The organism is Neptunicoccus cionae, assembly GCF_002860325.1.
GTDB classification, from domain to species: Bacteria; Pseudomonadota; Alphaproteobacteria; order Rhodobacterales; family Rhodobacteraceae; genus Amylibacter; species Amylibacter lutimaris.
Window position 1 is genome coordinate 161,003 of the sequence record NZ_PKOJ01000002.1, and the last position, 24,415, is coordinate 185,417.

Genomic DNA, 24,415 nt, shown 5'->3' on the forward strand with positions numbered 1-24,415 from the left:
TCCGCCTCTTAAACCATCGGAATGTTGTTAGCACGGCAGTCTGCTGCCGTAACTTCTGCATCTATTACGTAGCGCCCGCCCGGGTAGGCCGAAGAAAGGGTGTAAACCCCCTGCCCGATCCAGTTGCCGCGATGACGTTCCACGTCATTGCGCACCCTCCGCGCGAAACCGCTGCCGCGGATCAACGCATATTGCGCCGCGACACAATCGGTGAAGGCCAAAACATCCTCGTCCGAACTTGCACCGCGCATGTTTACGTCAAAACTGACCAGATCGCCTTCCAGCAATTTGGTTTGGACAGTCCCGTATTCCGGCACGATACCACTCTCTACATCCGAAGTCTCTCCGGCTGTGCAGGCGGCCAGCGCCGCGCAAGTGGATATGAGCAGTGCCGCTTTCACCGGTTACTCCGCCGCCAGCTTGCCAGCACGCCGCGCCGCTGCATTTGCGGACAGCTCTGCCATTACCTGACTGGCACGGGCAATCGGGTTGGTCTGGTAGTGCTCTGAAATCGCATAGGCGAGAGCACCTTTCCCAAGAGCCTTACCCGAAACAGCCTGCCATTCGTTTTCCGGCACCTGATCGATCGCCCCGAGATGGGGAACTTCGCCGAACATGGCGGCCCGCAAAGCTGTGAGACTGTCAAAAGGCAGCGTATGACCAAGTTCACCGGACAGCGCCCGCAGGATTGCCCAGTTTTCGCGGGCATCGCCCGGCGCGAACCCTGCACGGAATGCCATCTGAGGCCGTCCTTCGGTGTTTACAAAGATACCGCTTTCTTCGGTGTAAGCCGCACCCGGCAGGATCACATCAGCGCGGTGCGCTCCGCGATCGCCGTGGCTGCCCTGATAGATCACAAACGGACCCCCAGCGATTTCGGTCTCGTCAACGCCAAGGTTGAACACCACTTCCGCACGGGAAACGAGCGCTTCCGGCCCTTCTTCGCTTGTGCAGCCCAGATCCATCGCGCCGACGCGCCCTGCGGCTGTGTGCAGTACCATGAATTTGGAATTTGTTTTCTCGGCCAGCGCCATAGCAGCCGCCAGAACATCCGCGCCGTTGTCACCCTGCAAGGCACCCTGCCCGATGATAACCATGGACGCTTTGTCCTGAACGCCGGCGTGATCGCCGTCTAGAAGCCCCGACAGATCGGAAACATCTGTACCAGCATGCGCATAATCATAGGTTAGATCAATGGCTTCACCCACCAGACCAATGTCCGCGCCGCGCATCCATGCCTTGCGCAGACGCGCGTTCAGCACAGGTGCTTCGGCCCGCGGGTTGGTGCCGATCAGTTGGATCATCTCGGCACTGTCGATATCTTCGATTGTGCCCGTACCGACATAGCCAGAGCGGTTGCCCGCAGGCAATTTCGCACCATCAACGCGGCAATCCACTTCACCGCCCATGGCAGTGATCAGGGATTTCAAGGCAAAAGCAGCTTCAGCGCTGACCAGATCACCAATCAGACCGGCAACGGATTTCCCGTCGACAGCGGTTTTGATCGCCGCAAAGGCTTCGTCCCAGCTGGCCGGTTTCAACTTGCCATCAACACGGACATAGGGGCGGTCCAGTCGCTGGCGCCGCAGACCATCCCAGATAAAGCGGGATTTGTCGGACAGCCATTCTTCGTTCACACCGTCATGGTTGCGCGGCAGGATACGCATCACTTCGCGACCCTTGGTATCCACACGGATGTTAGAGCCAAGCGCGTCCATCACGTCGATGGTTTCTGTTTTCTTCAATTCCCAAGGACGGGCGGTAAAGGCGTAAGGCTTGGACGTCAGCGCACCAACCGGACACAGATCAATGATATTGCCCTGCAATTCCGAATCGAGCGTCTGGTTCAGATAGCTGGTGATTTCCGCATCCTCACCACGACCTGTCTGGCCCATCTGGGTGATACCGGCAACTTCGCTGGTGAACCGCACGCAGCGGGTGCAGGAAATGCAGCGGGTCATCTGGGTATCCACAAGCGGCCCCAGATCCAGATCGTCCACAGCGCGTTTGGCTTCTCGGAAACGGGAGAAATCCACCCCGTAAGCCATTGCCTGATCCTGCAAATCGCACTCGCCACCCTGATCACAGATCGGGCAATCAAGCGGATGGTTGATCAGCAAAAATTCCATGACCCCTTCGCGGGCCTTTTTAACCATTGGTGATTTGGTCTTCACCACAGGCGGCTGGCCTTCCGGTCCGGGGCGCAGATCGCGAACCTGCATCGCGCAAGAAGCCGCAGGTTTGGGCGGACCGCCGACAACTTCGACAAGACACATGCGGCAGTTGCCAGCGATGGTCAGTCTTTCGTGATAACAAAACCGGGGAATTTCGACGCCAGCTACTTCACAGGCCTGGATCAGCGTCATTGCGCCATCCACTTCTACTTCGGTATCGTCGATGATGATTTTGCGCAAATCGGTCATGCCGCCTCCCAAATCGAGCGCGCCGCGCTCTGGGCTTACTTTTGAGTAACAGCGGTCTAACACCGCCGTACTGCCAGATACCGCAGCTTGGCGCGGGCCTCAACCAAAGAAAAGCAAATTTGGGGGTAAAAAAGTCACAAAGTTCCATTTCAAAGCCAAAGCGGCCCTGAAACGGAAACCCTTGCGAAAACAGATAAATACCTGAGTTTTTTACTTAGTTAATTTTCGTACAACAAAGAGCCAATCGCGCTCCCCTTGGCGATCTCCTTGCGACCCAGCGCACACATCGACTGTTTGTTCTCAAGGCTTGCTCCGTTGGCCTTAAGATAGGCACGGCCACGTGCTTTCAGTCGGTTCTTCTCTGCACGGCTGTCAACGAAGGTTTCAATTTCCTCTTTGGAATACCCCATATCCTGCGCCTGTTTGTGAATCGCACGCAAGCGGCCTATCCCCTTGAAGATGCGGCCGGAAATACTGTCACAATTTTTGCGGATCTCATCGGCCAGCCCTACATAAAGCAGACCGTCGTTGATCTCTTTCACCTCCCGCAAGGGGGGATTCGCCATGGCTGTGGTCGCCATCAAACCGGTCAGTGCGGCTGTAAGTAGAATGCGCATATAATTCTCCTGTCTTGCCCGATGGATCGGGTCAATGCTCAGGAGGAATAAATGGGGTGATCACCGTGTTATGCAATAACACGCGGTTCACAGCGTGTTACAGGGGCGAAATATTGCCTTCGCCAAAACAGAAAACGCGCCCCGAAAGCCGGAGCGCGTTTTTGAAAGGGTCGTAATTATTCAGCAGCAACAGCGCTGACGCGACCGGTGCGTTTGTGCTTGATCCGGTCTTCGATTTCATCGCGGAAGTGACGGATCAGACCTTGAATTGGCCAGGCCGCCGCATCGCCAAGAGCACAGATCGTGTGCCCCTCGACCTGTTTGGTCACATCCAGCAGCATGTCGATTTCCTCAACCTCTGCCTCGCCTTTGACCAGACGGTCCATGACCCGCATCATCCAGCCGGTGCCTTCGCGGCATGGTGTACACTGACCACAGGATTCGTGCTTGTAGAATGCAGACAGACGCCAGATCGCTTTGATCACATCGGTGTTCTGGTCCATCACGATCACAGCAGCCGTTCCGAGACCCGAACGCTGTTCGCGCAGCCAGTCAAAATCCATGATCGCTTCGTCGCACATGTCTTTGGGCAGCAGAGGCACGGACGCACCGCCCGGAATTACCGCCTTAAGGTTATCCCAGCCACCACGAACGCCACCACAGTGACGATCGATCAGCTCGCGCAGCGGTGTGGACATCGCATCTTCGACAACACAGGGGTTGTTCACATGACCCGAGAAGGCAAACAGTTTGGTACCCGCATTGTTCGGGCGGCCAAAGCCGGTAAACCACTCCGCACCACGGCGCAGGATTGTTGGCACCACAGCGATGGATTCGACGTTGTTAACTGTAGTCGGGCAACCGTACAGACCAGCCCCAGCAGGGAAAGGCGGCTTCATGCGCGGCATGCCTTTTTTACCTTCAAGGCTTTCAAGCAGTGCTGTTTCTTCACCGCAGATATAGGCACCCGCCCCGTGGGAGAGGAACAGATCGAAATCCCAGCCGGATTTCGCCGCGTTCTTGCCAAGCAGGCCTGCATCATAAGCTTCGTCGATGGCGTTTTGCAGGGCTTCCCGTTCGCGGATGAATTCACCGCGGATGTAGATGTAGCAGGTATTCGCATTCATAGCGAAACTGGCGATCAGCGCCCCTTCGATCAGCGTGTGGGGATCATGGCGCATGATCTCGCGGTCTTTACAGGTGCCCGGTTCGGATTCGTCAGCGTTAATAACCAGATAAGACGGACGACCGTCGCTTTCCTTTGGCATGAAAGACCATTTCAGGCCGGTCGGAAAGCCCGCACCGCCCCGTCCGCGCAGGCCAGATTTCTTCATCTCGTCGATGATCCAGTCGCGGCCTTTCTTAATGATATTGGCCGTGCCATCCCAATGGCCACGCTGCTGGGCGCCCTTGAGCGTGCGCTCGTGCATACCGTAAATATTTGTAAAGATGCGGTCCTGATCAGCGAGCATCGTCTAATCCTTCATGTTCTGGCGTTTGCGCCAGGCTTGATACAAAACAACCAGCGCCCAGAAGAACGCGGCCAAAGCGGCGAAATCGAACAGAAACGCAAAGCGTGTCGGCAGTCCGATCATCCCGCCTATCCAACTGGCCCCCATCCATATCACCATCGTCACGATTATGACGATAGATGCGATCCGTATTTGCGCGGACGCCGGATCAGGATGGTTTCTGGCCAATCGGTCTTCCTTTCATATTAGCAAAGCCGGAAGACTTTGCCACACCCGCCCTGACGGTCAGGCTTAACCCGTTTGAACCCTGACAATTAACTGTCAGAGCCCTTGCCTTTGTTTTTGGCAAGTTCGTCGGCTTTTGCAATCCAGTTATCCCTGACGATGCGGCCTTTGAACTTCAGACGGGCATCGACCCAAGCCACCTCTTCCGGACCCCATTTTGCAATCTGGTCGAAATGATAAAAGCCCATCTCGTTCAGAACACCTTCAAGCTTCGGCCCGACACCTTTGATCAGTTTCAGATCGTCGGCCCCTGCCTTGCGGGGGGCCTTCAAAGTGCGCGGCTTTTTCTCCGCGACCTCTGCCACTCCGGAATCACTGGTCACAGCGGGGGCTTCTTTTTCGGCTGCTTTCGCCGCTGTAGTCACCTTGGGCTTGCCTTTGCTCTGCGCGGCTTCCGCTTCGGTTTTAGCGGCTCCCTCAGGTGCGCTGGCGGTGTGTTTCGGCGTTGCCGACACCCCGTCTTTGGGCGCTGGTTTTGCCTTGCCGGAGGTGGCTTTCTTTTTGCCACTGTTCAGCCACGGCGTCAGGATCGGAACTTCGTCCCCCTGAATGCGCTTTACAGTGTCACCGATACCCGTTGCCAGCGCGGCAGAGGCATTGTGCTCTGCACGACCGGCTTCGTAATCCTTGAGAACCGTTGCACCGCCCAAAGGCTCTGCCGCGTAGCGACCGTTCTGCGGCCCCGGTGTTGGCACTTTGCCTGCCGCAAATTCCTCGATGATTTCGGCGAAACGTTCGGTTGTCAGATCTTCGTAGAAGTCCTTGCCGATCTGGACCATCGGCGCGTTGGCGCAGGCACCCAGACATTCCACTTCTTCCCAGCTGAACTTGCCGTCGGCAGAGATCACATGGGGCTGCGCTGCAATCTTTTCCTTGCAGACGCCGATCAGGTCTTCTGCGCCGCAGATCATGCAGGAAGTTGTGCCGCAAACCTGAATATGCGCAACAGAACCAACGGGTTGCAGTTGGAACATAAAGTAGAAAGTGGCCACTTCCAAAACGCGGATGTAGGCCATGCCCAGCATGTCAGCAACGGTTTCAAGCGCGGGGCGGGAAATCCAGCCCTCTTGCTCCTGAACCCGCCACAACAGCGGGATCACGGCGCTGGCCTGACGGCCTTCGGGAAATTTGGTCATCTGCGCTTCTGCCCATTTCTGGTTCAGGGGCGTGAAGGCAAAACTGTCGGGTTGTTCGTGGTGCAGACGGCGTAGCATTAGCGGTCAATCTCTCCGAAAACGATATCAAGTGTTCCGATAATGGCCGCAACATCAGCAAGTTGATGGCCCTTGGCGATATGATCCATCGCCGCAAGATGCAGGTATCCCGGCGCGCGGATCTTGGCTTTGTAAGGTTTGTTGCTGCCGTCCGACACAAGGAAGACACCGAACTCGCCCTTGGGGGCCTCGACACAGGCGTAAACCTCGCCCTCGGGCACATGGAACCCTTCGGTGTAAAGCTTGAAGTGGTGGATCAGAGCTTCCATCGAGGTTTTCATCTCGGCCCGTTTGGGCGGCGTGATCTTGCCCCGTGCCAGTACATCCCCCGGCCCTTCGGCGTTCAGCTTGTCGATACACTGGTGGATGATTTTGATACTTTCCAGCATCTCCTGCATCCGGCAGAGGTAACGGTCATAGCAGTCGCCGATGGTGCCAACCGGAATCTGGAAATCCATCTCGTCATAGCACTCATAAGGCTGCGCACGGCGCAAATCCCACGCCATGCCAGAGCCGCGCACCATCACACCGGAGAAGCCCCAGTCGAGCGCTTCCTGCTCGCTCACCACAGCAATATCAACGTTGCGCTGTTTGAAGATGCGGTTTTCTGTCAGCAGGTTTTCGATGTCTTTCAGGATCGCAGGAAAGGCCGTAGCCCAAGCACCGATGTCATCGATCAGGTCTTGTGGCAGATCCTGATGCACCCCGCCCGGACGGAAATAGGCAGCGTGCAGACGCGCACCGCAAGCCCGTTCATAAAAGATCATCAGCTTTTCGCGTTCTTCAAACCCCCAGAGTGGCGGTGTCAGCGCGCCTACGTCCATCGCCTGAGTGGTGACGTTCATCAGGTGGTTAAGGATACGACCGATTTCAGAGAAAAGCACGCGGATCAAGCTGGCACGGCGGGGCACTTCGACCCCTGTCAGCTTTTCAATCGCCAGACACCAGGCGTGTTCCTGATTCATTGGCGCCACATAATCCAGCCGGTCAAAATACGGCAGGTTTTGCAGATAGGTGCGGCTTTCCATCAGCTTTTCGGTGCCGCGGTGCAACAGACCGACGTGCGGATCGCAACGTTCGACGATCTCGCCGTCCAGTTCCAGTACAAGGCGCAGAACGCCGTGTGCCGCAGGGTGCTGCGGACCGAAGTTGATGTTGAAGTTACGGATGCGCTGCTCGCCCACCTGTGCGTCGTTAAAGGTGCCGTCCATCATTTTGCAGCCTCTTCTTTCTTCTCGTCACCGGGCAGGATGTATTCCGCACCTTCCCACGGCGACATGAAATCGAACTGGCGGTATTCCTGAACAAGGCTCACCGGTTCGTAGACAACCCGCTTTTCCACTTCGTCGTAACGCAGTTCGGTATAGCCGGTTGTCGGAAAATCCTTACGGAGCGGATAACCGCGGAAACCGTAATCGGTCAGCAGGCGGCGCAGGTCCGGATGCCCCGAGAACATGATCCCGTACATATCGAACACTTCCCGCTCGAACCAGTCGGCGGAGGGGTGAACCGACGTGATGGAAGGCACCACTTCGTCCACATGGACTGCTGCCTTCACGCGGATACGCTGGTTCGTGTACATGGAGAGGAAATGGTAAACCACCTCGAACCGTTTGTCGCGTCCAGGATAGTCAACCGCAGTGATATCCACCAGCGTTGAAAACCGCGCGTTGCTTTCGGTTTTGATGTATTCCACGAAATCCGGCAGGGAAGCGGATGATACATGCACCACCAGTTCGCCGGTTTTGGTCACTTCGGTGTCCAGCACTGCATCGCTGCGGCCGGCAGCCAGTACAGTGCCCAGTTCTGTAAGAGCCTCTGTCATAAGAGCGTCTTCCTTTCGCAGCTTAGCGAACGATTGTGCCGGTGCGGCGGATTTTGCGTTGCAATTGCAGGATGCCGTAAAGCAGTGCCTCGGCAGACGGCGGGCAGCCCGGTACGTACACGTCAACCGGAACGATCCGGTCACAGCCGCGCACAACGGAATAGCTGTAGTGATAGTAACCGCCACCATTCGCACAGGACCCCATAGAGATCACATAGCGGGGTTCCGGCATCTGGTCATACACCTTACGCAGCGCAGGCGCCATTTTGTTGGTCAGCGTTCCGGCAACGATCATAAGGTCGGACTGGCGGGGGGACGCGCGGGGCGCAGTGCCAAAACGTTCCATATCATAGCGGGGCATGGCGGTGTGCATCATCTCAACCGCGCAGCAAGCCAGACCAAAGGTCATCCAGTGCAACGAACCGGTGCGCGCCCAGTTAATGATGTCATCAGTCGAAGTCAGCAGGAAACCCTTGTCCTGCAATTCTTCGTTCAGGGCGCGGGTAACGACCTCTTTATCCACACCAGCGGTGTTGGCAGTTGTGCTCACTCCCATTCCAGTGCTCCTTTTTTCCACTCATACGCAAAGCCGATTGTCAGAACGCCCAGGAACACCATCATCGACCAGAATCCCAATACGCCAACATCCTTGAAGGAGGCGGCCCATGGGAAAAGGAAGGCAACTTCCAGATCGAAAATGATAAACAGGATGGACACCAGATAGAACCGGATGTCGAACTTCATCCGCGCATCGTCAAATGCATTGAACCCGCATTCATAGGCCGAAGTCTTTTCGGCATCAGGGTTACGGATGGCAATAATAACCGCAGCAAGGATAAGCACGAGTCCAAGGCCCGCAGCTATCCCCAGAAACACCAAAATCGGCAGGTATTCTCTGAGCAGGTCTTCCATAGGCGACTCCTTCGCGCAAATCTGGTTGTCGGCATCGTTTAACTATCCCTGCCCCGAACCAAGGTCAACCAAGGGTCCGCCGGAATTGCGGCCTGAACCCAAAGAAAGTGCCGAATGTTCCGCTACTTGCGTAGCCATACGGGGACGGAATGAATTTGGCTTGTCCCCATCTTGGCGATTGCGTAGCCTTTTTTGCAAGTCTCCAGCAGGAAAAGAGCCCCAATTTGGCCGAAAAACTCGCAATTCTGAAAGGCCGCACCTTTTTTCTGGGTGTCGGCGCGCAAAAGGCCGGCACCACGTGGCTGTCATTCTATCTGCGGGATCATCCCGAAGTGTTTTTTTCCCCGATCAAGGAAATGCACTTCTGGGGCACGCGTTTGCGCGAAGACAACTGGCCGATATCCATGTTTCGCAAGAAACTGAAAGCGCGGGAGTCCGAACTGGCGGCCGATCCCAACCGCCCTGCCAAGGCCGCTGTGGCGCTGCGCGATCGGATAAAAATGGGCCGTGACGTCGGCGCTTACCGGCGTTTCTTTCGCCGCCGTGTAAAGGACGAACAGGTTTTCGGAGAGATTACGCCGGCATATTGTGCATTGGACAGGGACGAACTGGAACTGATCCGGCGCGAGTATCCTACCACCAAAATCATATTCTTGCTGCGCAATCCGGCAGACCGGCTTTGGTCCCAAATGCGGTTTTCCGAAAAGTTCGAAACACTCGAAGAGCTTGAGGCTAAGATAGACGGGGTATTTGACAAACCGCTTTACCGCGAACGCTATGATTACGTAAGCGCGATGCGCAACCTTCGGGCGGTATTTCCTGCCGAGAACCTGCATTTTGCCTTTTACGAAGACCTGTTTACGCAGGACGCCATTGACAGGTTGTGTCACTTTCTCGGGATTACACCTCTCCCCGCAGAATTCGACCGGTCCCGCAATGTTTCGGTTAAAATGCCTCTTAGCCCCGAATTACGAACCAGGATCATACACAGGCTGGCGCACCAATACACCTATATGCGTGATCTCTACGCCGGCGCGTTACCGGACAATTGGCTGGCCGATCTGGAAATTCTGGAAGCAGCACAGGGCGGCGCGCCTGAAAGGTGAAACCCAAACCGGACTTGGATGCACCGGAACCGGATCAACCGGCCCAAGGCGCTTTCTCTTTGGCAAAAAAGGCATTGATTCCATCCGATGCCTCGGAATCTTCCCAAGCCTCCACCAACGCTTTGATGCTGTCCTCCACCTGAGCTTCAGTGATTCCACCACCCTGCCCGCGGATCAGGCGTTTGGTTTTCTCCACAGCGCGAGGCGCCACAGACAGATAGGGTTTAACCTCGGCCTCTACCGCATCATCCAACGCGTCAACATCCACTACACGGGCCAGCAGGCCGAGCTCCTGTGCTTCGGCGCTGTCAAACAATCGCGCCGACATCATCACCCGCCGCGCCATCGGTTCCCCCATGCGTTTGATCACATAGGGCGAAATCGTTGCCGGAATCAGACCCAGCCGCGTTTCGGTCAAACCGAATTTCACATCCGGCACGCCGATTGCTATGTCACAGACTGACATCATTCCGATGCCCCCGCCAAATGCCTGCCCCTGAACCCGACCGATCAGCGGTTTGGGCAGGGTGTTCAGCGCACCGAGCATTCCGGCCAGTTCCCGCGCCCCCGCCGCCCGTTGTTCGGCAGTGGCCGCCATTTGTTCCTTCATCCAGCCCAGATCACCGCCTGCGCAGAAACTGCGGCCTTCTGCGGCCAGTACGACAACGCGAATATCGCCATCCTGTGCAATCTGCGCCGCCGCCTGCGTCAGTTCGCGGATCATCTGCGCGTTCATCGCGTTATGTTTATCTGCCCGTGCCAGTGTCAGCGTCGCCACACCACGGGAATCTGTATTCAGGGAAATCGTTTCAAACACGTTAAGTCCTCAGGGTTCGGGCAAATTCAGCCGCTTTGGCCAGAGCATCAAGATCAAGGCCGGTGTCATATCCGGCGTCCGCCAGCATCGCAGCCACCGATTCCGTCGCCACATTTCCCGATGCGCCGGGCGCATAGGGGCAGCCGCCCAAACCGCCGGCAGAGGCATCAAATACTGTGACACCTAACGCCAAAGAGGCGCGGATATTCTCTAACGCCCGCCCTGCGGTGTCATGATAATGTCCGGCGAGCTTTTCGGCAGGAACCTCTGTCAGCACCGCCTGTAGCATTGCCGTTATCGTTTCCGGAGTCGCCTGCCCGATCGTGTCCCCGAGACTGATCTCGTAACAGCCCAGATCCCGCAGCAGACGGGCGACCTCTGCCACCTTTTCCGGCGCTGTGGGGCCGTCGAAGGGACAGTTGGTCACGCAGGAAATATAGCCGCGCACCGGAAGGCCAGACGCTTTCGCCGCTTCTGCCACTGGCACGAAACGTTCGATACTTTCCGCCACAGAACAGTTGATATTGGCCTGACTGAACCCTTCAGAGGCAGAGGCAAAGATGGCGATTTCATCGGCGCGGGCGGCAACGGCGCCTTCAAAGCCGCGCATGTTCGGCGTTAACGCGGCATAGCTGCACCCGTCTGCGCGGGAAATGCCCGCCAGCACATCGGCGCTGTCGGCCATTTGCGGCACCCATTTGGGGGACACAAAGCTCGCCACTTCGATACGCCGGAACCCGCAGGCGGACAGCATATCCACCAGCTTCACCTTATCGGCGGTGGCTATCATGGTCTTTTCATTCTGCAACCCGTCGCGGGGGCCGACCTCGAATATCTCTGCGCGTTTGCTCATGCGGCGTCGGCCTCCTCCGGATCTTCCATGCGGATCAGCAGGGCGCCATCTGTCACCTGTCCCCCCGCCGAAACCGGCACTTCCGCTATCACCCCGTCAAAAGGCGCGGTCATGCGGTGTTCCATCTTCATGGCTTCCAGAATCGCCAGTGTATCGCCCTTTGAAACGGTATCACCCGCCGCGACCATGACCTCTTTGACGGTGCCGGGCATGGGCGCGAGAATGGTACCCGCCCCCTGTTCATCGCTCGCGCCGCGATCCAGCAGGTTGCGCAGGGCAAAGTGATGGGTCTGCGCCCCGAACAGGCTGACGCCGCCCGCATGGGCCACAGCGCGGTAATCCGGTTTCACGCCGTCAATGCGCCAGACATCCCGTGTCGCGACCTCAAAGCTTTCCTCGCCAACAGTGCAATGCACCTTGCCTTCTCCCAAGGCCCGCAGAACCACATCCTGCGACCCTGCCTTGTGATCAAGCGGCACAGTCCGCGCCAGCGGCTCCCACAGGGTGAAGCCTTTTTGCGGTGTGGCCAGATCCAGACCGGCCGCTTTGACCGCAGCCAAGGCCCACATCTGCGGTGTCGGATCTTCCTCTGCCACCAGCGATTCCTGATCCCGTGCAATCAGACCGGTATCCACCCGCCCCGCAGCGAAATCTTCGTGCCGGGTCAGCGCCCCCAGAAACGCAAGGTTAGTAACACAGCCCGCCACTTCGGTCCGCGCCAGCGCCTGTTCCAGCTTGCCGAGCGCCTGCGCACGGGTTGCCCCATGCACCACCAGTTTAGCAATCATCGGGTCGTAATGGGGTGTAATCGCATCCCCTGCCCGCACGCCGGTATCTGCCCGCGCCGTCGCCGGAAACGCCAGATGGGACAGCGTGCCAATGGAAGGCAGGAATCCCCGTGCGGCGTCTTCGGCGTAGATCCGCGCCTCAAACGCCCAACCGTTAATCGAAAGATCTTCTTGCGATTTGGGCAGCGGTTCACCACTGGCCACCCGCAACTGCCATTCCACCAGATCCTGTCCGGTGATCGCCTCGGTCACAGGGTGTTCCACCTGCAGGCGGGTGTTCATTTCCATGAACCAGAACCCATCTTCGCGCAGCGGACCGGAACCGTCCACGATAAATTCGATGGTCCCCGCACCAGAATAGCCAATCGCTTTGGCGGCCCGCACCGCCGCCGCACCCATTGCTTCGCGCACGGCTTCGGGCATGTCGGGTGCCGGAGCTTCCTCTATCACCTTCTGGTGGCGGCGCTGAAGCGAGCAATCCCGCTCGAACAGATGCACCGCATTGCCGTGACTGTCACCAAAGACCTGAATTTCGATGTGGCGGGGGTTCTGCACAAATTTCTCTACCAGAACATCCGAATTGCCAAAGGCCGTGGCCGCCTCGGAACGGGCCGAGGACAATTCTGCGGCAAAATTCTTGGCCTCTTCCACCAAGCGCATCCCCTTGCCGCCGCCACCCGCGACTGCTTTGATCAGCACCGGATAACCGATGGCTTCGGCCTGTTCTGCGAGGAAACCGTCGTCCTGATTGTCCCCGTGATAGCCCGGAACCACCGGCACGCCTGCTTCTTCCATCAGGGCCTTGGCCGCATCTTTCAGCCCCATCGCGCGGATGGCATCCGCACTTGGCCCGATGAACACCAGTCCTGCATCCGCCAGTTTCTGTGCAAAATCGGGGTTTTCGGACAGGAAACCATATCCGGGATGGATTGCCTGTGCGCCTGTATCAAGGGCCGCCTGAATGATCGCATCCCCGCGCAGATAGCTTTGCGCCACAGGGGCAGGCCCCAGCCGCACCGCTTCATCCGCCATCGCCACATGGCGGGCAGTAGCATCCGCATCGGAATAAACCGCAACAGTGGCCACGCCCATCTTGCGACAGGTTTCCATCACACGGCAGGCAATCTCGCCCCGATTGGCAATGAGTATTTTGTTAAACATCCCGACATCTCTCCGGTGTGTGCCCGCAGCATCGCGCGCAGGCGTTTTTCTGTTCGGTGCGGGGCAGCCCCCGCGCAATTGTTCACGGCATGCACTTACATGCGGAAAACGCCAAAGCGGGTGTCCTCAATGGGTTTGTCGAGACAGGCCCGCAGGGACAGCGCCAGCACATCACGGGATTTGCGCGGGTCGATCACCCCGTCGTCCCACAACCGCGCCGAGGCATAGAGCGGGTGGCTTTGTTCCTCAAACATATCAAGGGTCGGCTTTTTGAACGCGGCTTCCTCTTCCTCGCTCCAGCTTTCGCCGCGCCGCTCCATTCCGTCCCGTTTGACGGTGGCCAGCACGCCTGCGGCCTGTTCGCCGCCCATCACGGAAATCCGGCTGTTGGGCCAGGACCACATGAACCGCGGCGAATAGGCCCGCCCTGCCATGCCGTAGTTCCCCGCCCCGAAAGAGCCGCCAACCACCATCGTGATTTTGGGCACAGAGGTCGTCGCAACAGCTGTCACCAGTTTGGCGCCGTGCCGCGCGATACCTTCGGATTCGGCCTTTTTCCCCACCATAAAGCCGGTAATATTCTGCAAGAAAATCAGCGGCACCTTGCGCTGCGAACACAGCTCCACGAAATGCGCACCCTTTTGCGCAGATTCGGAAAACAGGATGCCGTTGTTGGCGATGATCCCGCAGGGCATGCCCTCAATATGGGCGAAACCGCAGATCAGGGTCGTGCCGAAACGGGCTTTGAATTCATCAAACACAGACCCGTCCACAATCCGCGCAATCACATCGCGGATGTCATAGGGGGTCTTCAGATCGGCTGGCACCACATCCAGAACGGTTTCGGGATCAAACTGCGGGGCCACAGCCGGTTTCAGGGCCAGCGCCGCCTTCACCGGCGGGGCCAAGGCTCCTACCGCCTGACGGGCAAGGGCGAGCGCATGGGCATCATCATCCGCCAGATAATCCGCCACACCGGACAGGCGCGTATGCACATCACCGCCGCCCAGTTCCTCGGCGCTGATCACCTCGCCAGTGGCCGCTTTAACCAGTGGTGGACCGGCCAGAAAGATTGTGCCCTGTTCCTTAACGATGATCGAGACATCCGACATGGCAGGCACATAGGCCCCGCCTGCGGTGCAAGACCCCATCACAACCGCGATTTGTGCGATACCTTTGGCGGACATATTGGCCTGATTGAAGAAGATACGCCCGAAATGGTCGCGATCCGGAAAGACTTCGTCCTGATTGGGCAGGTTCGCCCCGCCACTGTCCACGAGATAAACACACGGCAGGTGATTTTCTTCGGCTATTTCCTGTGCGCGCAGGTGTTTCTTCACCGTCATCGGGTAATAGGTGCCGCCTTTGACAGTTGCATCGTTGCACACCACCATGACCTGACGGCCCTGCACCTGCCCGACACCGGCGATAACTCCGGCACAGGGTGCGGCGCCGTCATACATATTGTGCGCAGCCGTGGCCCCGATCTCCAGAAACGGCGAACCGGGATCAAGCAGATTGGCCACCCGCTCCCGAGGCAGCATCTTGCCGCGGGACACGTGCCGTTCGCGGCTTTTCTCGCCGCCACCAAGCGCAGCGGCTTGAGCGGCCTGTGTAATCTGATCCAGCAGCGCCAGATGGGTTTCCTTGGCATCCATTATACGGTGTCCTTACTGTTATCTTGCGGCGCTGGCAGGAGTTTACGCTCCATCATCCAGCGCAGCGAATAGGCATAACGGGCCGCACGGGCCACGTCGGTTTGAAAACTTGCATTGACGGTTGCACCCACCAGCCCGCCGACCACGGGCACCACCTGCCCTGCCTTGCGCCCCACAAGGGAGACGCCAAGCTGACGGGCAATCCGGTCCACGACTTTCGCGCCCACCCAGTCAAGCGAGCTGTCAACAGCCTTGCGCACAGCAGGATCGGACAGCATTTTCGCCGCCTTGTTGATCCGCTGTAAGGTTTCGTCACGGTTTTCAGAGGCACCACTGCTGGCCACCTCCAACACCATCAGCCGGAAGGCGCGTTCGTCTTCACTGTCATCGCTAAATCCATAGGCCGCTCCGGTGGCACGCACCGTGCGTGCCGCCAGTACCAGCGTGGCCGGTACATCCACCGCAAGACCAGCCGCCCCCCAGACACCCGCCGCAAAACCGGAAGAGGCATTCAGCCCCTGCGCCCATCCCTGAACGCGGATTGCAGCCGCTTCGCAGGCGGCAGGATCGCTTGTGTCGTGTTCCATCAAAGGCAGTGTAAAACCGGCAGAGGCATCAGAGGCATCCACAGCCGCACGCACCCATTCCGGTTTGACAAACCGCCCGATGACCGGCCCTACCAGCGATGTTGCCCATTCGGTTCCCTTGCCTAAACGGGTCGGGCGTTTTTCCTCATAGGCGCGCTGCTGGGCGATGACATGATCAATGGCCTCGTGCATATTCCTGATGCTTGGCGGTTTACCGGACATTGCGCTACTCCTGTAGGATACAGTAGGGCGAGAGCGATTTGCCTTGCAAGCAACTGTCAAACTCGGTCGAGAGTCCTGCAAATTCGCTGATCTCGCAGCCCAGCCGTGCCGCGTCTGCACTGATGTCGGCCTTTTCCTGCGCGACCGCGTTGCATTTATTGCCAACATAGCCAAACCACTGGCCCAGCAGATCGGTCAACTGCCCGGACCCTTCGGCTGTCAGACGGTCGTTCAAGGTCAGGGTGGTTGTGTCCAAACGGGTTTGCCAGCCTGCTTTTTGTTCTGCAAGACAGGTCAGATGCTCTTCCGCCCCGACGACAAAGCCGGCACAGGGCTGGAACAGCAGGCTCCGGCATTCCGGCCATGACGATTCGCCCTGCTCCATTCCCGTCAGGCAGGTGATGGCGCGTGCCTGCACGGCTGCATCTTCTGCAACGGCCTGCGAGGCCACCACGCATAAGAGGCTTACAGCTATGACCCGCGCCGCCTGCATCAGGCTTCCTGCAGTTTCATCAACTCGCGCCCGCACAGCATCCGGCGGATTTCCGAAGTGCCTGCGCCGATTTCCATCAGTTTGGCATCGCGCATGATCCGGCTGAGCGGGCTGTCATTCAAAAAGCCTGCCCCGCCCATCGCCTGCACCCCTTGGGTCGCAACTTCCATCGCTTTTTCAGAAGCATAGAGCACACAAGCCGCTGCATCCTGACGGGTCACTTCGCCTCGATCACAGGCAGCCGCCACCGCATAGACATAGGCCCGCGCAGAGTTCATCGCCGCGTAAATATCCGCGATCTTGCCCTGCATCAGTTGGAAGTTGCCAATGCTTTGCCCGAACTGCTTGCGCTCCACCATATAGGGCATGATGTGGTCCAGCACCGCATGCATGGTCCCGACCCCGATGCCCGACAGAACCACCCGTTCGTAATCAAGGCCCGACATCAGAACATTGACGCCCTTGCCCTCTTCGCCCAGTACATTTTCAAACGGTACTTCCACATCATCAAACACCAGTTCGGCCGTGTTTGATCCGCGCATCCCCAGCTTGTCAAAATGGGCGCTGGTGGAGAAACCTTTCATGTCCTTTTCGATCAGAAAAGCGGTCATACCGCGCGGGCCGGCATCGGGATCGGTTTTCGCATAAACCACCAATGTGTCCGCATCCGGCCCGTTGGTGATCCAGTATTTCGTGCCGTTCAGCGTGTAATACCCGTTCTTCTTTTCCGCCTTCAGTTTCATGGACACAACGTCAGAGCCTGCCCCCGCTTCGGACATGGCCAATGCGCCCACATGTTCGCCAGAGATCAGACCGGGCAGGTATTTCTTCTTCTGCTCCTCGGTGCCGTTCAGATGGATCTGGTTCACACAAAGATTGGAATGGGCACCATAAGACAGGGATACACTGGCAGACGCCCGCGCGATTTCTTCTACCGCAATCGTGTGCGCCAGATAGCCCATATCAACGCCGCCGTATTCTTCCTTTACGGTAATACCCAGCAATCCCAGATCGCCCATTTCCTTCCACAGCTCTGCCGGAAACATATTCTTCTGGTCGATTTCGGCGGCCATCGGGGCAACCCGTTCCTGCGCCCAGCGGTGCACCATATCGCGCAGGGCTTCGATTTCCTCGCCACAGGCGAAATTCATTGAAGAGGTGAACATACGAACTCCCAGATCGTTGGCCGGCTTTCTCGCCGACATTTAATTGAACACTTGTTCACACAATAGAAGCGGGAGACCCTTTTGTCCAGACAGAATAGAATGACCTGAAAGCCCCCTGCCGGTGGCGGAGACGGGTTTGGATATTTGACCCAAAAAGAGGCGGGTTTCGGAAAGGTATTGTCAGGGCGGTCAGGCTAGCCCGCTTGATGCAGGATGCCGACTTCCTCGCGGATGATCTGCGCGATCAGGTCACAGTCCTGAAGCGAGAAGGTCAGCGGCAGGCGCATATCCATCAATCCGGCGAGAATCCGGTCGGTCTGTGGCAGGGATTGCGCTGTAACATACTGCCAGCTGTCATGGCGCGAGGTGAAGCCGACCGGCTGATCCGCGCCGAACCATTTCAATTCCACCCCCCGCGCTGCCGTACGCTGTTGCAAGGCAATCATCTGCGAGGCAGAGAAATCGGGACAAAGAAACTGGAAAGAAGACATCACATAAGATTCCGCTTCGGGCCGTTCTATCACAGTGACGCCGGGGGTGTTGGCCAGACCCGACTCGACCCGTTGATAGCGGGCATTCCACGCCGCGCATTGATCGGGCAGATTGCGCAACTGGGGCCGAAGGATCGCGGCGCGCAGGTTATCCATCCGCCCCGAACAATTGGGTGTCTCCAGCCTGATCTGCTCGAAAACCTCGGCGGGGGGACCGGCGGTGTGCCGCTCGTAGAGCATATAAGAGCCCGACAGCATGATCGCACGGGCCGCAAGTTCCACATCATCCGTCACCATAAAACCGCCCTCGCCCGAGTTCAGGTGTTTGAAGGTTTGAGTGGAATAACACCCCGCCACGCCGTGACGACCGCTTGGCACCCCGTTCCACGCCGCCCCCATCGTATGGGCGCAATCCTCGATCACCTGCACACCGGCCCCGTCGCAGATCGCCATCAAAGCATCCATATCAACGATATGTCCTCGCATGTGGCTGAGCATCAGGAAGCGCGCGCCAGAATCGGCAATTTTCGCTTCCAAGTCGTCCAGATCCATGACCAGATTGGCCGTTACTTCCACAAACACAGGCGTGCAGCCCGCATTGGCAATGGCGCCCGGCACAGGGGCCAGAGTGAATGCGTTGGTCAGAACCGCATCTCCGGCCTTCGCCCCGGCTGCCCGCAACGCTGCCGCAAGCGCATAGCCGCCGGACGCCACGGCCAGACAGTATTTCGCCCCAGTAAAGGCAGCAAACTCTTCTTCCAACAGCGCGGTTTCGCCCTTTTCGTCTTCTGCGAGGTTGTACCTGTGCAAACGCCCGTGGCGCATGACACGTACAGCGGCCTCGATCGACGCTTCGGGAAGCGGTTCCTGCTGGGTAAAATTTCCGGTGAAAATCTGGGACATGTTGGCGCCTCTGGTTGATGGGCACAAACAACAGGATCAGCCACTAAAGATCAATGGCTTGCGGCTTGATCAGGTGCAATGCAAACCGGCCTTCGGGAATTGTGAAACCGCCCGCCCCTCATTGCACCAGACGGTCAACCAGATCAGGCAGATCATCATAATGGTGCAACAGGGCCTCCGGCTCCATTTCTGCAACCCCGTGACCCGAAGGACCGAAAGTCACCAAGACGCTTGGCACATTCGCGTTGCGCGCGGCAGAGCGGTCGTTGTCGGTATCGCCGATCAGCACTGAACGCTTCAGATCGCCCCCCACGCGGCGGATGGTTTCCCACAGATGGTCTGGATCGGGCTTGCGCACCGGCAAGGTATCCGCCCCGAGCAAGGCGCCGAACATGGAACGCACGCCGAGTTGTGCCATAAGGGTCTCGGCCAAGGCTTCGGGTTTGTTGGTGCAAACACCCAGCAGATAGCCGCGGGACTTCAGTTCTTCCAAAGCCTGCTCAACATTAGGGTAAAGCCTTGTATGCACGGCGATATTTTCTCCGTAGTGACGCAGCAGTTCGTCATATTGCGCATCAACCATGCTTTCATCCCAAGGCTGCTCAAGTCGCGAAAACCCGAGCCGCAACATAGCACGCCCACCGTGAAAGGCCGTCAGCATATCCGTTTTCGGGTCCAGCAGCAGACCGTGCCCCAACCCGTCAAAACAGGCATTTGCCGCAGCAATCAGATCACCGCTGGTATCCGCCAGCGTCCCGTCCAGATCGAAAATAACAGACTTCATATCATTCCCCTTTCCGCCCACATGCCACAGCTTGTAACGCAATGAAAGTTTTCTTGAGCAACGCCCCCTTTTTGTGGCCCGGCTTTTAGGCTAGGTGACATGGAACAGAAAAATTCCGAGGGGGCAACATGCCTGTAGCAGTGGTAATTCTGGCAGCCGGACAAGGCAGCCGCATGAAATCGGATCTTCCCAAAGTCCTGCACAAAGTGGCCCATGCGCCCCTGCTGGTGCATGCCATGCGTGCGGCGCAGTCGATTGAGGCAGACCGCATCGTCGTTGTTACCGGACACGGCGGTGCTGCGGTGGCCAAGGCAGCAACGGATTACGACGAAAATGCCCTGATAGTGACGCAGGAAGAACAGCTTGGCACTGCCCACGCCGTCAAACAGGCGCGCGATGTGCTGGCCGATTTTGACGGGGATGTCGTGGTCCTTTACGGCGACACACCCTTCATTCGTGAAGAAACCCTGCAAGACATACTTTCGGCCCGCCAGTCCGGTGCGGGTATTGTTGTGCTCGGCTTTGAGGCCGCAGAGCCTGCCAAATACGGACGTCTTGTGCTGAACGCCGAGGGTGGACTGGAGCGGATTGTCGAGGCCAAGGACGCCAGCCCCGAGCAACTGGCGATCACTTTGTGCAACTCCGGTGTGATCTGCGCGGATCGTGCCACAATGTTTGACCTGATCGAAGCCGTTGATAACAAAAACAAAAGCGAAGAATACTACCTGACCGATCTGGTAGGGCTGGCGCGGAGCAAGGGTTTGCCCTGCGCAGCCATCACCTGCCCGGAAGCGGAAACCCTGGGCGTGAACTCCCGCGTTGATCTGGCCGCAGCTGAAGCCACCTTCCAGACCCGTGCGCGGTTGGAAGCAATGGAAAACGGCACCACATTGCCCGCCCCTGAAACGGTACATTTTGCCTATGACACCTACGTCGGGCGCGACGTGGTGATCGAGCAGAATGTAGTGTTCGGCCCAGATGTGACAGTGGAAAGCGGCGCCCATATCCGTGCCTTTTCCCATCTGGAAGGCTGTCACGTCAGCGAAGCAGCGGTCATCGGCCCTTATGCCCGCCTGCGCCCCGGTGCCGAAATCGGCGGTGGCGCAAAAGTCGGCAACTTTGTCGAAGTGAAAGCAGCACTTGTGGGCACCGGCGCCAAGATCAACCATCTGTCCTATGTGGGCGATGCGGAAATAGGCCAGGATGCCAACATCGGTGCGGGGACGATTACCTGCAATTATGACGGTGTTTTCAAACACAAGACAATTATCGGTGCACGTGCCTTTATCGGCTCTAACACAGCACTGGTCGCGCCCGTAACTATCGGTGATGATGCAATGACAGCCTCCGGTTCGGTTGTGACACAGGATGCCGGTGACGGTGATCTTGCGATTGCCCGTGCGAAACAGGTGAACAAAACCGGTCTGGCGCTTCGATTGATGAACAAGCTCCGTGCAGCCAAAGCTGCCCAGTCAAAGGACAAATAAGATGTGTGGTATTGTAGGCATCCTTGGCAATCACGAAGCCGCCCCTATTCTCGTAGACGGGCTGCGCCGTCTGGAATATCGCGGTTATGACAGCGCGGGCATTGCGACCGTGCAGGATGGTAAACTGGAACGCCGCCGCGCGGTTGGCAAACTGGTTAACCTCTCGGACCTTCTGGTACACGAGCCGATCAAGGGTAAAGCCGGCATCGGCCACACCCGGTGGGCGACACATGGTGCGCCCAACGTTCAGAACGCCCACCCGCACAAAGCCGGAGACGTGGCGGTCGTCCACAATGGAATTATCGAAAACTTTCGCGAACTGCGCGAGGAACTGTCAGCGCAGGGTATCGGGTTTGAAACTGAAACTGACACGGAAACCGTTGTAAAGCTGTGCGAAAGCCTCTTGAAACTAGGGCTTGATCCGATTGAGGCCGCCCGCAAGACCGTGGCTCGGCTTGAAGGCGCCTATGCACTGTGTTTCCTGTTTGACGGGCAGGATGATCTTCTGATTGCCGCACGCAAAGGCTCTCCTCTGGCAATTGGCCACGGGGACGGGGAAATGTTTGTGGGGTCCGATGCGCTCGCACTCGCCCCGATGACCAATAAGGTGACCTATCTCGAAGAAGGCGATTTTGCCGTCGTCACCCGCGCCGGTGCACAGATCACAGATGCCTCCGGTGCCCGTGCAAATCGCGAAATGCGCGAGATTTCCCACGGTGCGATCAGTGCCGACAAAGGCGTCTACAAACACTTCATGGCCAAGGAAATTGCCGAACAGCCAAGCGTTCTTGCAGAAGCCGTCAAACACTACGCCGCAGCGGACGGGAAATCCATCCAACTGCCCGGCGCAGACCTTGATTTCACCAGCATCGAGAAAATCACCATGGTGGCCTGCGGTACGGCCTATCTGGCCTGTAACGTAGCAAAATACTGGTTTGAACAGATTGCCCGTCTCCCTGTCGAGTTGGATATCGCATCGGAATTCCGCTACCGTGAGCCGCCGCTCAGCCAGAACTCTTTCGCCTTTTTTGTCAGCCAGTCCGGTGAAACGGCCGACACTTTGGCCGCCCTGCGCTATTGTAGCGAAAATGTCGATAAAACAGTTGCAGTCGTTAATGTGCCGGAAAGCTCCATCTCTCGCGAGGCAGACGTATCCCTGCCTATTCTGGCAGGCGTGGAAATCGGCGTGGCCTCGACCAAAGCCTTCACCTGTCAGTTGACCGTATTGGCAGCACTGGCCATTCAGGCGGCACGACAGCGGGGTAAGATCGACGCGTCACAGGAAGCCGAACTGGTCGCGGCCCTGCATGGTTTGCCCGGCGTTATGAACCTCGCACTGGAACAGGAAGCAGCGATCAAGGCGACCTGTGCACAGCTTGTCCATTCCCGCGACGCCCTGTTTCTGGGGCGTGGCGCCATGTTCCCGCTGGCCCTTGAAGGCGCGTTAAAACTGAAGGAAATCAGTTATATCCACGCAGAAGGTTATGCAAGCGGAGAGCTTAAACACGGCCCCATCGCGCTTGTCGATGAACATATGCCGGTGGTGGTTATGGCCCCGCGGGACGACCTGTTCGACAAAACCGTGTCCAACATGCAGGAGGTGATGGCACGGGGTGGCAAGATCATTCTGGTGACCGACGCCCAAGGCGCAAAAGAAGCCGGAGAAGGCGCATGGCAGACTATTGTTATGCCAACCGTGCATCCGATGTTTGCGCCGATTGTATATGCGGTTCCGGCGCAATTGCTGGCCTATCACACTGCTGTTTATAAGGGCACGGACGTGGACCAGCCGCGCAATCTGGCCAAATCGGTGACGGTGGAATGACCCCCGAACAGGCGCTGCAAGACATCAAGGCACTGGAAGATCCGCAAAAGGCGGCGGAGATGGCTGCCTACCACAAGGTGGAGCGCCCATATCTGGGCGTTTCCAACCCGCAACTTGATGCGCTTTACAAAGACTGGCGCAAGGAAACGGATATTGCGCAACGCATTGAGATCGCAGCCTACCTTTGGGACAGCAACATCCATGAAGCCCGCATTGGCGCGGCCAAACTGCTGACGCAGGCACGGATCAAACCGGATCAGGCGGTCTGGGACGAAATCTGTCGCTGGGTCCCGATGTTTGACGCTTGGGCTATTGCGGATCACGCCTGTGGCGCGGGTGCCAGACGGCTATTTCTGGACGATGGGCGGCTTGATACGGTCGAAAGCTGGACGCAGGATGAAAACCTCTGGGTGCGCCGAGCGGCAATGGTGATCACCCTACCCTGGACCAAATCCACGCACCCCAAACCGGAAGAACTGGCGCAGCGGGAACGTATTCTCGGCTGGGCAGCGGGCTATGTGAACGATCCCGAGTGGTTTATCCAGAAATCCGTAAGCTGGTGGCTGCGCAGCCTGTCCAAGCATGATCCCGAACGGGTGCGTCAGTTTATGAACGATTACGGTGCGGGTATGAAAGCGTTCGCCCGCAAGGATGCGACACGCTTGCTGTAACCGGCCCTGATCCAACCTGAAGCAAAAAAGCCGGTGCAAATTGCACCGGCTTTATCATTTCTTAGGATTTATCGGTGATCAATCGTCCCGATGAACCTTTTCCTTCCGCTCGTGCCGTTCCTGTGCGGCAAGGGACAAGGTTGCGATCGGACGTGCATCCAGACGTTTCAGGGAAATCGGCTCCCCTGTTTCGTCGCAATACCCGTAAGACCCGTCCTCGATCCGGCGCAGGGCGCTGTCGATCTTGGCAACCAGCTTGCGCTGGCGGTCCCGCGTACGCAATTCCAGCGCACGGTCGGTTTCTTCGGAGGCACGGTCAGCAACGTCCGGAATGTTCCGTGCGCCTTCCTGCATGCCTTCGATGGTGTCTTTGCTGTCAGACAGAAGATCCGCCTTCCAAGCCAGCAATTTGCGCCGGAAATATTCGGTTTGACGCTCGTTCATAAATGGTTCGCTGTCGACTGGACGGTAGTCGGCATCAAGAATGACTTCAGCTTTCATTCTCTTCTCCCTAATAAATTCACTATGTAGTGCCATGACGTTCTCACCCAACGTTTGCGCATCCAATATCCGAGTCGTAACGTATTGTCACCCCACTTCCTTCTTAGGTTGCAGCATTGTGACGGGAATACTAGATTGCCCTCAAGCTATCAGG

Annotated in this window: 24 protein-coding genes; 4 read left to right on the forward strand and 20 right to left on the reverse strand. The window is 57.7% G+C overall.

Translation table 11 applies throughout. From position 1 onward, the window contains the following. Positions 1–8 precede the first annotated feature (8 nt). The 10 genes from C0U40_RS06655 to C0U40_RS06700 form a co-directional block, all read right to left on the reverse strand. Complete coding sequence (locus C0U40_RS06655; RefSeq protein ID WP_101654992.1) at positions 9–401, reverse strand: hypothetical protein; 393 nt, start codon at positions 399–401, stop codon at positions 9–11. A 3-nt stretch (positions 402–404) separates the two neighbouring features. Next, positions 405–2,423: an NADH-quinone oxidoreductase subunit NuoG gene (gene nuoG, locus C0U40_RS06660; protein WP_101654993.1), complete on the reverse strand. Its 2,019-nt coding sequence runs from the start codon at positions 2,421–2,423 to the stop codon at positions 405–407. A gap of 218 nt (positions 2,424–2,641) precedes the next feature. Further along, positions 2,642–3,040: a DUF5333 domain-containing protein gene (locus C0U40_RS06665; protein WP_101654994.1), complete on the reverse strand. Its 399-nt coding sequence runs from the start codon at positions 3,038–3,040 to the stop codon at positions 2,642–2,644. 176 nt (positions 3,041–3,216) lie between these two features. Continuing rightward, the gene (gene nuoF / locus C0U40_RS06670) at positions 3,217–4,512 is read right to left on the reverse strand and encodes an NADH-quinone oxidoreductase subunit NuoF (RefSeq protein WP_101654995.1); all 1,296 of its coding nucleotides are present in this window, start codon (positions 4,510–4,512) and stop codon (positions 3,217–3,219) included. Between the two features lie 3 nt (positions 4,513–4,515). Continuing rightward, a complete protein-coding gene (locus tag C0U40_RS06675) occupies positions 4,516–4,740 on the reverse strand; it encodes a DUF5337 family protein (RefSeq protein ID WP_101654996.1) in 225 nt (74 codons plus the stop codon). A gap of 86 nt (positions 4,741–4,826) precedes the next feature. Next, the gene (locus C0U40_RS06680) at positions 4,827–6,011 is read right to left on the reverse strand and encodes an NADH-quinone oxidoreductase subunit E (RefSeq protein ID WP_101654997.1); all 1,185 of its coding nucleotides are present in this window, start codon (positions 6,009–6,011) and stop codon (positions 4,827–4,829) included. Next, positions 6,011–7,222: an NADH-quinone oxidoreductase subunit D gene (locus C0U40_RS06685; protein WP_180957659.1), complete on the reverse strand. Its 1,212-nt coding sequence runs from the start codon at positions 7,220–7,222 to the stop codon at positions 6,011–6,013. Before C0U40_RS06685 ends, C0U40_RS06680 begins: the two co-directional genes overlap by 1 nt. Further along, a complete protein-coding gene (locus C0U40_RS06690; RefSeq protein WP_101654999.1) occupies positions 7,222–7,836 on the reverse strand; it encodes an NADH-quinone oxidoreductase subunit C in 615 nt (204 codons plus the stop codon). The genes C0U40_RS06685 and C0U40_RS06690 overlap by 1 nt, the downstream gene beginning before the upstream one ends. A gap of 22 nt (positions 7,837–7,858) precedes the next feature. Next, complete coding sequence (locus C0U40_RS06695) at positions 7,859–8,392, reverse strand: NuoB/complex I 20 kDa subunit family protein (protein ID WP_069299717.1); 534 nt, start codon at positions 8,390–8,392, stop codon at positions 7,859–7,861. Further along, the gene (locus tag C0U40_RS06700; protein WP_069299716.1) at positions 8,383–8,748 is read right to left on the reverse strand and encodes an NADH-quinone oxidoreductase subunit A; all 366 of its coding nucleotides are present in this window, start codon (positions 8,746–8,748) and stop codon (positions 8,383–8,385) included. Before C0U40_RS06700 ends, C0U40_RS06695 begins: the two co-directional genes overlap by 10 nt. A 224-nt stretch (positions 8,749–8,972) precedes the next feature. Here C0U40_RS06700 and C0U40_RS06705 point away from each other — a divergent pair, with 224 nt between their 5' ends. Continuing rightward, a complete protein-coding gene (locus tag C0U40_RS06705) occupies positions 8,973–9,854 on the forward strand; it encodes a sulfotransferase (RefSeq protein ID WP_180957642.1) in 882 nt (293 codons plus the stop codon). A gap of 34 nt (positions 9,855–9,888) precedes the next feature. On the opposite strand, the gene C0U40_RS06710 is transcribed toward C0U40_RS06705, so the two are convergent. From C0U40_RS06710 to C0U40_RS06745, 9 genes are all read right to left on the reverse strand, one after another. Continuing rightward, the gene (locus C0U40_RS06710) at positions 9,889–10,671 is read right to left on the reverse strand and encodes a crotonase/enoyl-CoA hydratase family protein (protein ID WP_101655001.1); all 783 of its coding nucleotides are present in this window, start codon (positions 10,669–10,671) and stop codon (positions 9,889–9,891) included. A gap of 1 nt (position 10,672) precedes the next feature. After that, positions 10,673–11,524 (reverse strand): hydroxymethylglutaryl-CoA lyase, encoded by an 852-nt coding sequence (locus C0U40_RS06715; RefSeq protein ID WP_101655002.1) that lies wholly within the window; start codon positions 11,522–11,524, stop codon positions 10,673–10,675. Further along, positions 11,521–13,473 carry an acetyl-CoA carboxylase biotin carboxylase subunit gene (locus tag C0U40_RS06720; RefSeq protein ID WP_101655003.1) on the reverse strand — a complete coding sequence of 651 codons (1,953 nt, stop codon included), beginning with the start codon at positions 13,471–13,473 and terminating at the stop codon, positions 11,521–11,523. Before C0U40_RS06720 ends, C0U40_RS06715 begins: the two co-directional genes overlap by 4 nt. 95 nt (positions 13,474–13,568) lie before the next feature. Next, positions 13,569–15,131 (reverse strand): carboxyl transferase domain-containing protein, encoded by a 1,563-nt coding sequence (locus C0U40_RS06725; RefSeq protein ID WP_101655004.1) that lies wholly within the window; start codon positions 15,129–15,131, stop codon positions 13,569–13,571. Continuing rightward, entirely contained in the window at positions 15,131–15,940 is an 810-nt protein-coding gene (locus C0U40_RS06730) for an EcsC family protein (RefSeq protein WP_180957643.1), read from the reverse strand. Before C0U40_RS06730 ends, C0U40_RS06725 begins: the two co-directional genes overlap by 1 nt. Positions 15,941–15,944: 4 nt before the next feature. Next, complete coding sequence (locus tag C0U40_RS20175) at positions 15,945–16,433, reverse strand: hypothetical protein (protein WP_180957644.1); 489 nt, start codon at positions 16,431–16,433, stop codon at positions 15,945–15,947. Next, positions 16,433–17,599 carry an acyl-CoA dehydrogenase family protein gene (locus tag C0U40_RS06735; RefSeq protein WP_101655006.1) on the reverse strand — a complete coding sequence of 389 codons (1,167 nt, stop codon included), beginning with the start codon at positions 17,597–17,599 and terminating at the stop codon, positions 16,433–16,435. Before C0U40_RS06735 ends, C0U40_RS20175 begins: the two co-directional genes overlap by 1 nt. Before the next feature lie 194 nt (positions 17,600–17,793). Next, entirely contained in the window at positions 17,794–18,993 is a 1,200-nt protein-coding gene (locus C0U40_RS06740; protein WP_101655007.1) for a DegT/DnrJ/EryC1/StrS family aminotransferase, read from the reverse strand. 118 nt (positions 18,994–19,111) lie between these two features. Beyond that, positions 19,112–19,777, reverse strand: a complete 666-nt coding sequence (locus C0U40_RS06745; protein WP_101655008.1) for an HAD hydrolase-like protein — start codon at positions 19,775–19,777, stop codon at positions 19,112–19,114. Positions 19,778–19,905: 128 nt separating this feature from the next. Here C0U40_RS06745 and glmU point away from each other — a divergent pair, with 128 nt between their 5' ends. Genes glmU through C0U40_RS06760 form a run of 3 tightly spaced genes read left to right on the forward strand, consistent with a single transcriptional unit; the run spans position 19,906 to position 23,760 of the window. Continuing rightward, positions 19,906–21,264, forward strand: coding sequence for a bifunctional UDP-N-acetylglucosamine diphosphorylase/glucosamine-1-phosphate N-acetyltransferase GlmU (glmU, locus tag C0U40_RS06750; RefSeq protein WP_101655009.1), 1,359 nt, complete (start codon positions 19,906–19,908; stop codon positions 21,262–21,264). A 1-nt stretch (position 21,265) separates the two neighbouring features. Then, positions 21,266–23,089, forward strand: a complete 1,824-nt coding sequence (glmS, locus tag C0U40_RS06755; RefSeq protein ID WP_101655010.1) for a glutamine--fructose-6-phosphate transaminase (isomerizing) — start codon at positions 21,266–21,268, stop codon at positions 23,087–23,089. Further along, the gene (locus tag C0U40_RS06760; RefSeq protein ID WP_101655011.1) at positions 23,086–23,760 is read left to right on the forward strand and encodes a DNA alkylation repair protein; all 675 of its coding nucleotides are present in this window, start codon (positions 23,086–23,088) and stop codon (positions 23,758–23,760) included. Before glmS ends, C0U40_RS06760 begins: the two co-directional genes overlap by 4 nt. Before the next feature lie 78 nt (positions 23,761–23,838). Here the strand turns inward: C0U40_RS06760 and dksA are convergent, their stop codons facing one another. Further along, positions 23,839–24,261: an RNA polymerase-binding protein DksA gene (gene dksA / locus C0U40_RS06765; protein WP_101655012.1), complete on the reverse strand. Its 423-nt coding sequence runs from the start codon at positions 24,259–24,261 to the stop codon at positions 23,839–23,841. Positions 24,262–24,415: the final 154 nt, after the last annotated feature.

Coding starts and splice junctions, on each gene's coding strand:
- C0U40_RS06760 (WP_101655011.1), top strand. CDS start 23,086: ATGACCCCCGAACAGGCGCTGCAAGACATCAAGGCACTGGAAGATCCG.
- glmS (WP_101655010.1), top strand. CDS start 21,266: ATGTGTGGTATTGTAGGCATCCTTGGCAATCACGAAGCCGCCCCTATT.
- dksA (WP_101655012.1), bottom strand. CDS start 24,261: ATGAAAGCTGAAGTCATTCTTGATGCCGACTACCGTCCAGTCGACAGC.
- C0U40_RS06715 (WP_101655002.1), bottom strand. CDS start 11,524: ATGAGCAAACGCGCAGAGATATTCGAGGTCGGCCCCCGCGACGGGTTG.
- nuoF (WP_101654995.1), bottom strand. CDS start 4,512: ATGCTCGCTGATCAGGACCGCATCTTTACAAATATTTACGGTATGCAC.
- C0U40_RS06700 (WP_069299716.1), bottom strand. CDS start 8,748: ATGGAAGACCTGCTCAGAGAATACCTGCCGATTTTGGTGTTTCTGGGG.
- C0U40_RS20175 (WP_180957644.1), bottom strand. CDS start 16,433: ATGCAGGCGGCGCGGGTCATAGCTGTAAGCCTCTTATGCGTGGTGGCC.
- C0U40_RS06690 (WP_101654999.1), bottom strand. CDS start 7,836: ATGACAGAGGCTCTTACAGAACTGGGCACTGTACTGGCTGCCGGCCGC.
- C0U40_RS06730 (WP_180957643.1), bottom strand. CDS start 15,940: ATGTCCGGTAAACCGCCAAGCATCAGGAATATGCACGAGGCCATTGAT.
- glmU (WP_101655009.1), top strand. CDS start 19,906: ATGCCTGTAGCAGTGGTAATTCTGGCAGCCGGACAAGGCAGCCGCATG.
- C0U40_RS06720 (WP_101655003.1), bottom strand. CDS start 13,473: ATGTTTAACAAAATACTCATTGCCAATCGGGGCGAGATTGCCTGCCGT.
- C0U40_RS06745 (WP_101655008.1), bottom strand. CDS start 19,777: ATGAAGTCTGTTATTTTCGATCTGGACGGGACGCTGGCGGATACCAGC.
- C0U40_RS06735 (WP_101655006.1), bottom strand. CDS start 17,599: ATGTTCACCTCTTCAATGAATTTCGCCTGTGGCGAGGAAATCGAAGCC.
- C0U40_RS06725 (WP_101655004.1), bottom strand. CDS start 15,131: ATGGATGCCAAGGAAACCCATCTGGCGCTGCTGGATCAGATTACACAG.
- C0U40_RS06680 (WP_101654997.1), bottom strand. CDS start 6,011: ATGCTACGCCGTCTGCACCACGAACAACCCGACAGTTTTGCCTTCACG.
- nuoG (WP_101654993.1), bottom strand. CDS start 2,423: ATGACCGATTTGCGCAAAATCATCATCGACGATACCGAAGTAGAAGTG.
- C0U40_RS06685 (WP_180957659.1), bottom strand. CDS start 7,222: ATGGACGGCACCTTTAACGACGCACAGGTGGGCGAGCAGCGCATCCGT.
- C0U40_RS06665 (WP_101654994.1), bottom strand. CDS start 3,040: ATGCGCATTCTACTTACAGCCGCACTGACCGGTTTGATGGCGACCACA.
- C0U40_RS06695 (WP_069299717.1), bottom strand. CDS start 8,392: ATGGGAGTGAGCACAACTGCCAACACCGCTGGTGTGGATAAAGAGGTC.
- C0U40_RS06740 (WP_101655007.1), bottom strand. CDS start 18,993: ATGTCCCAGATTTTCACCGGAAATTTTACCCAGCAGGAACCGCTTCCC.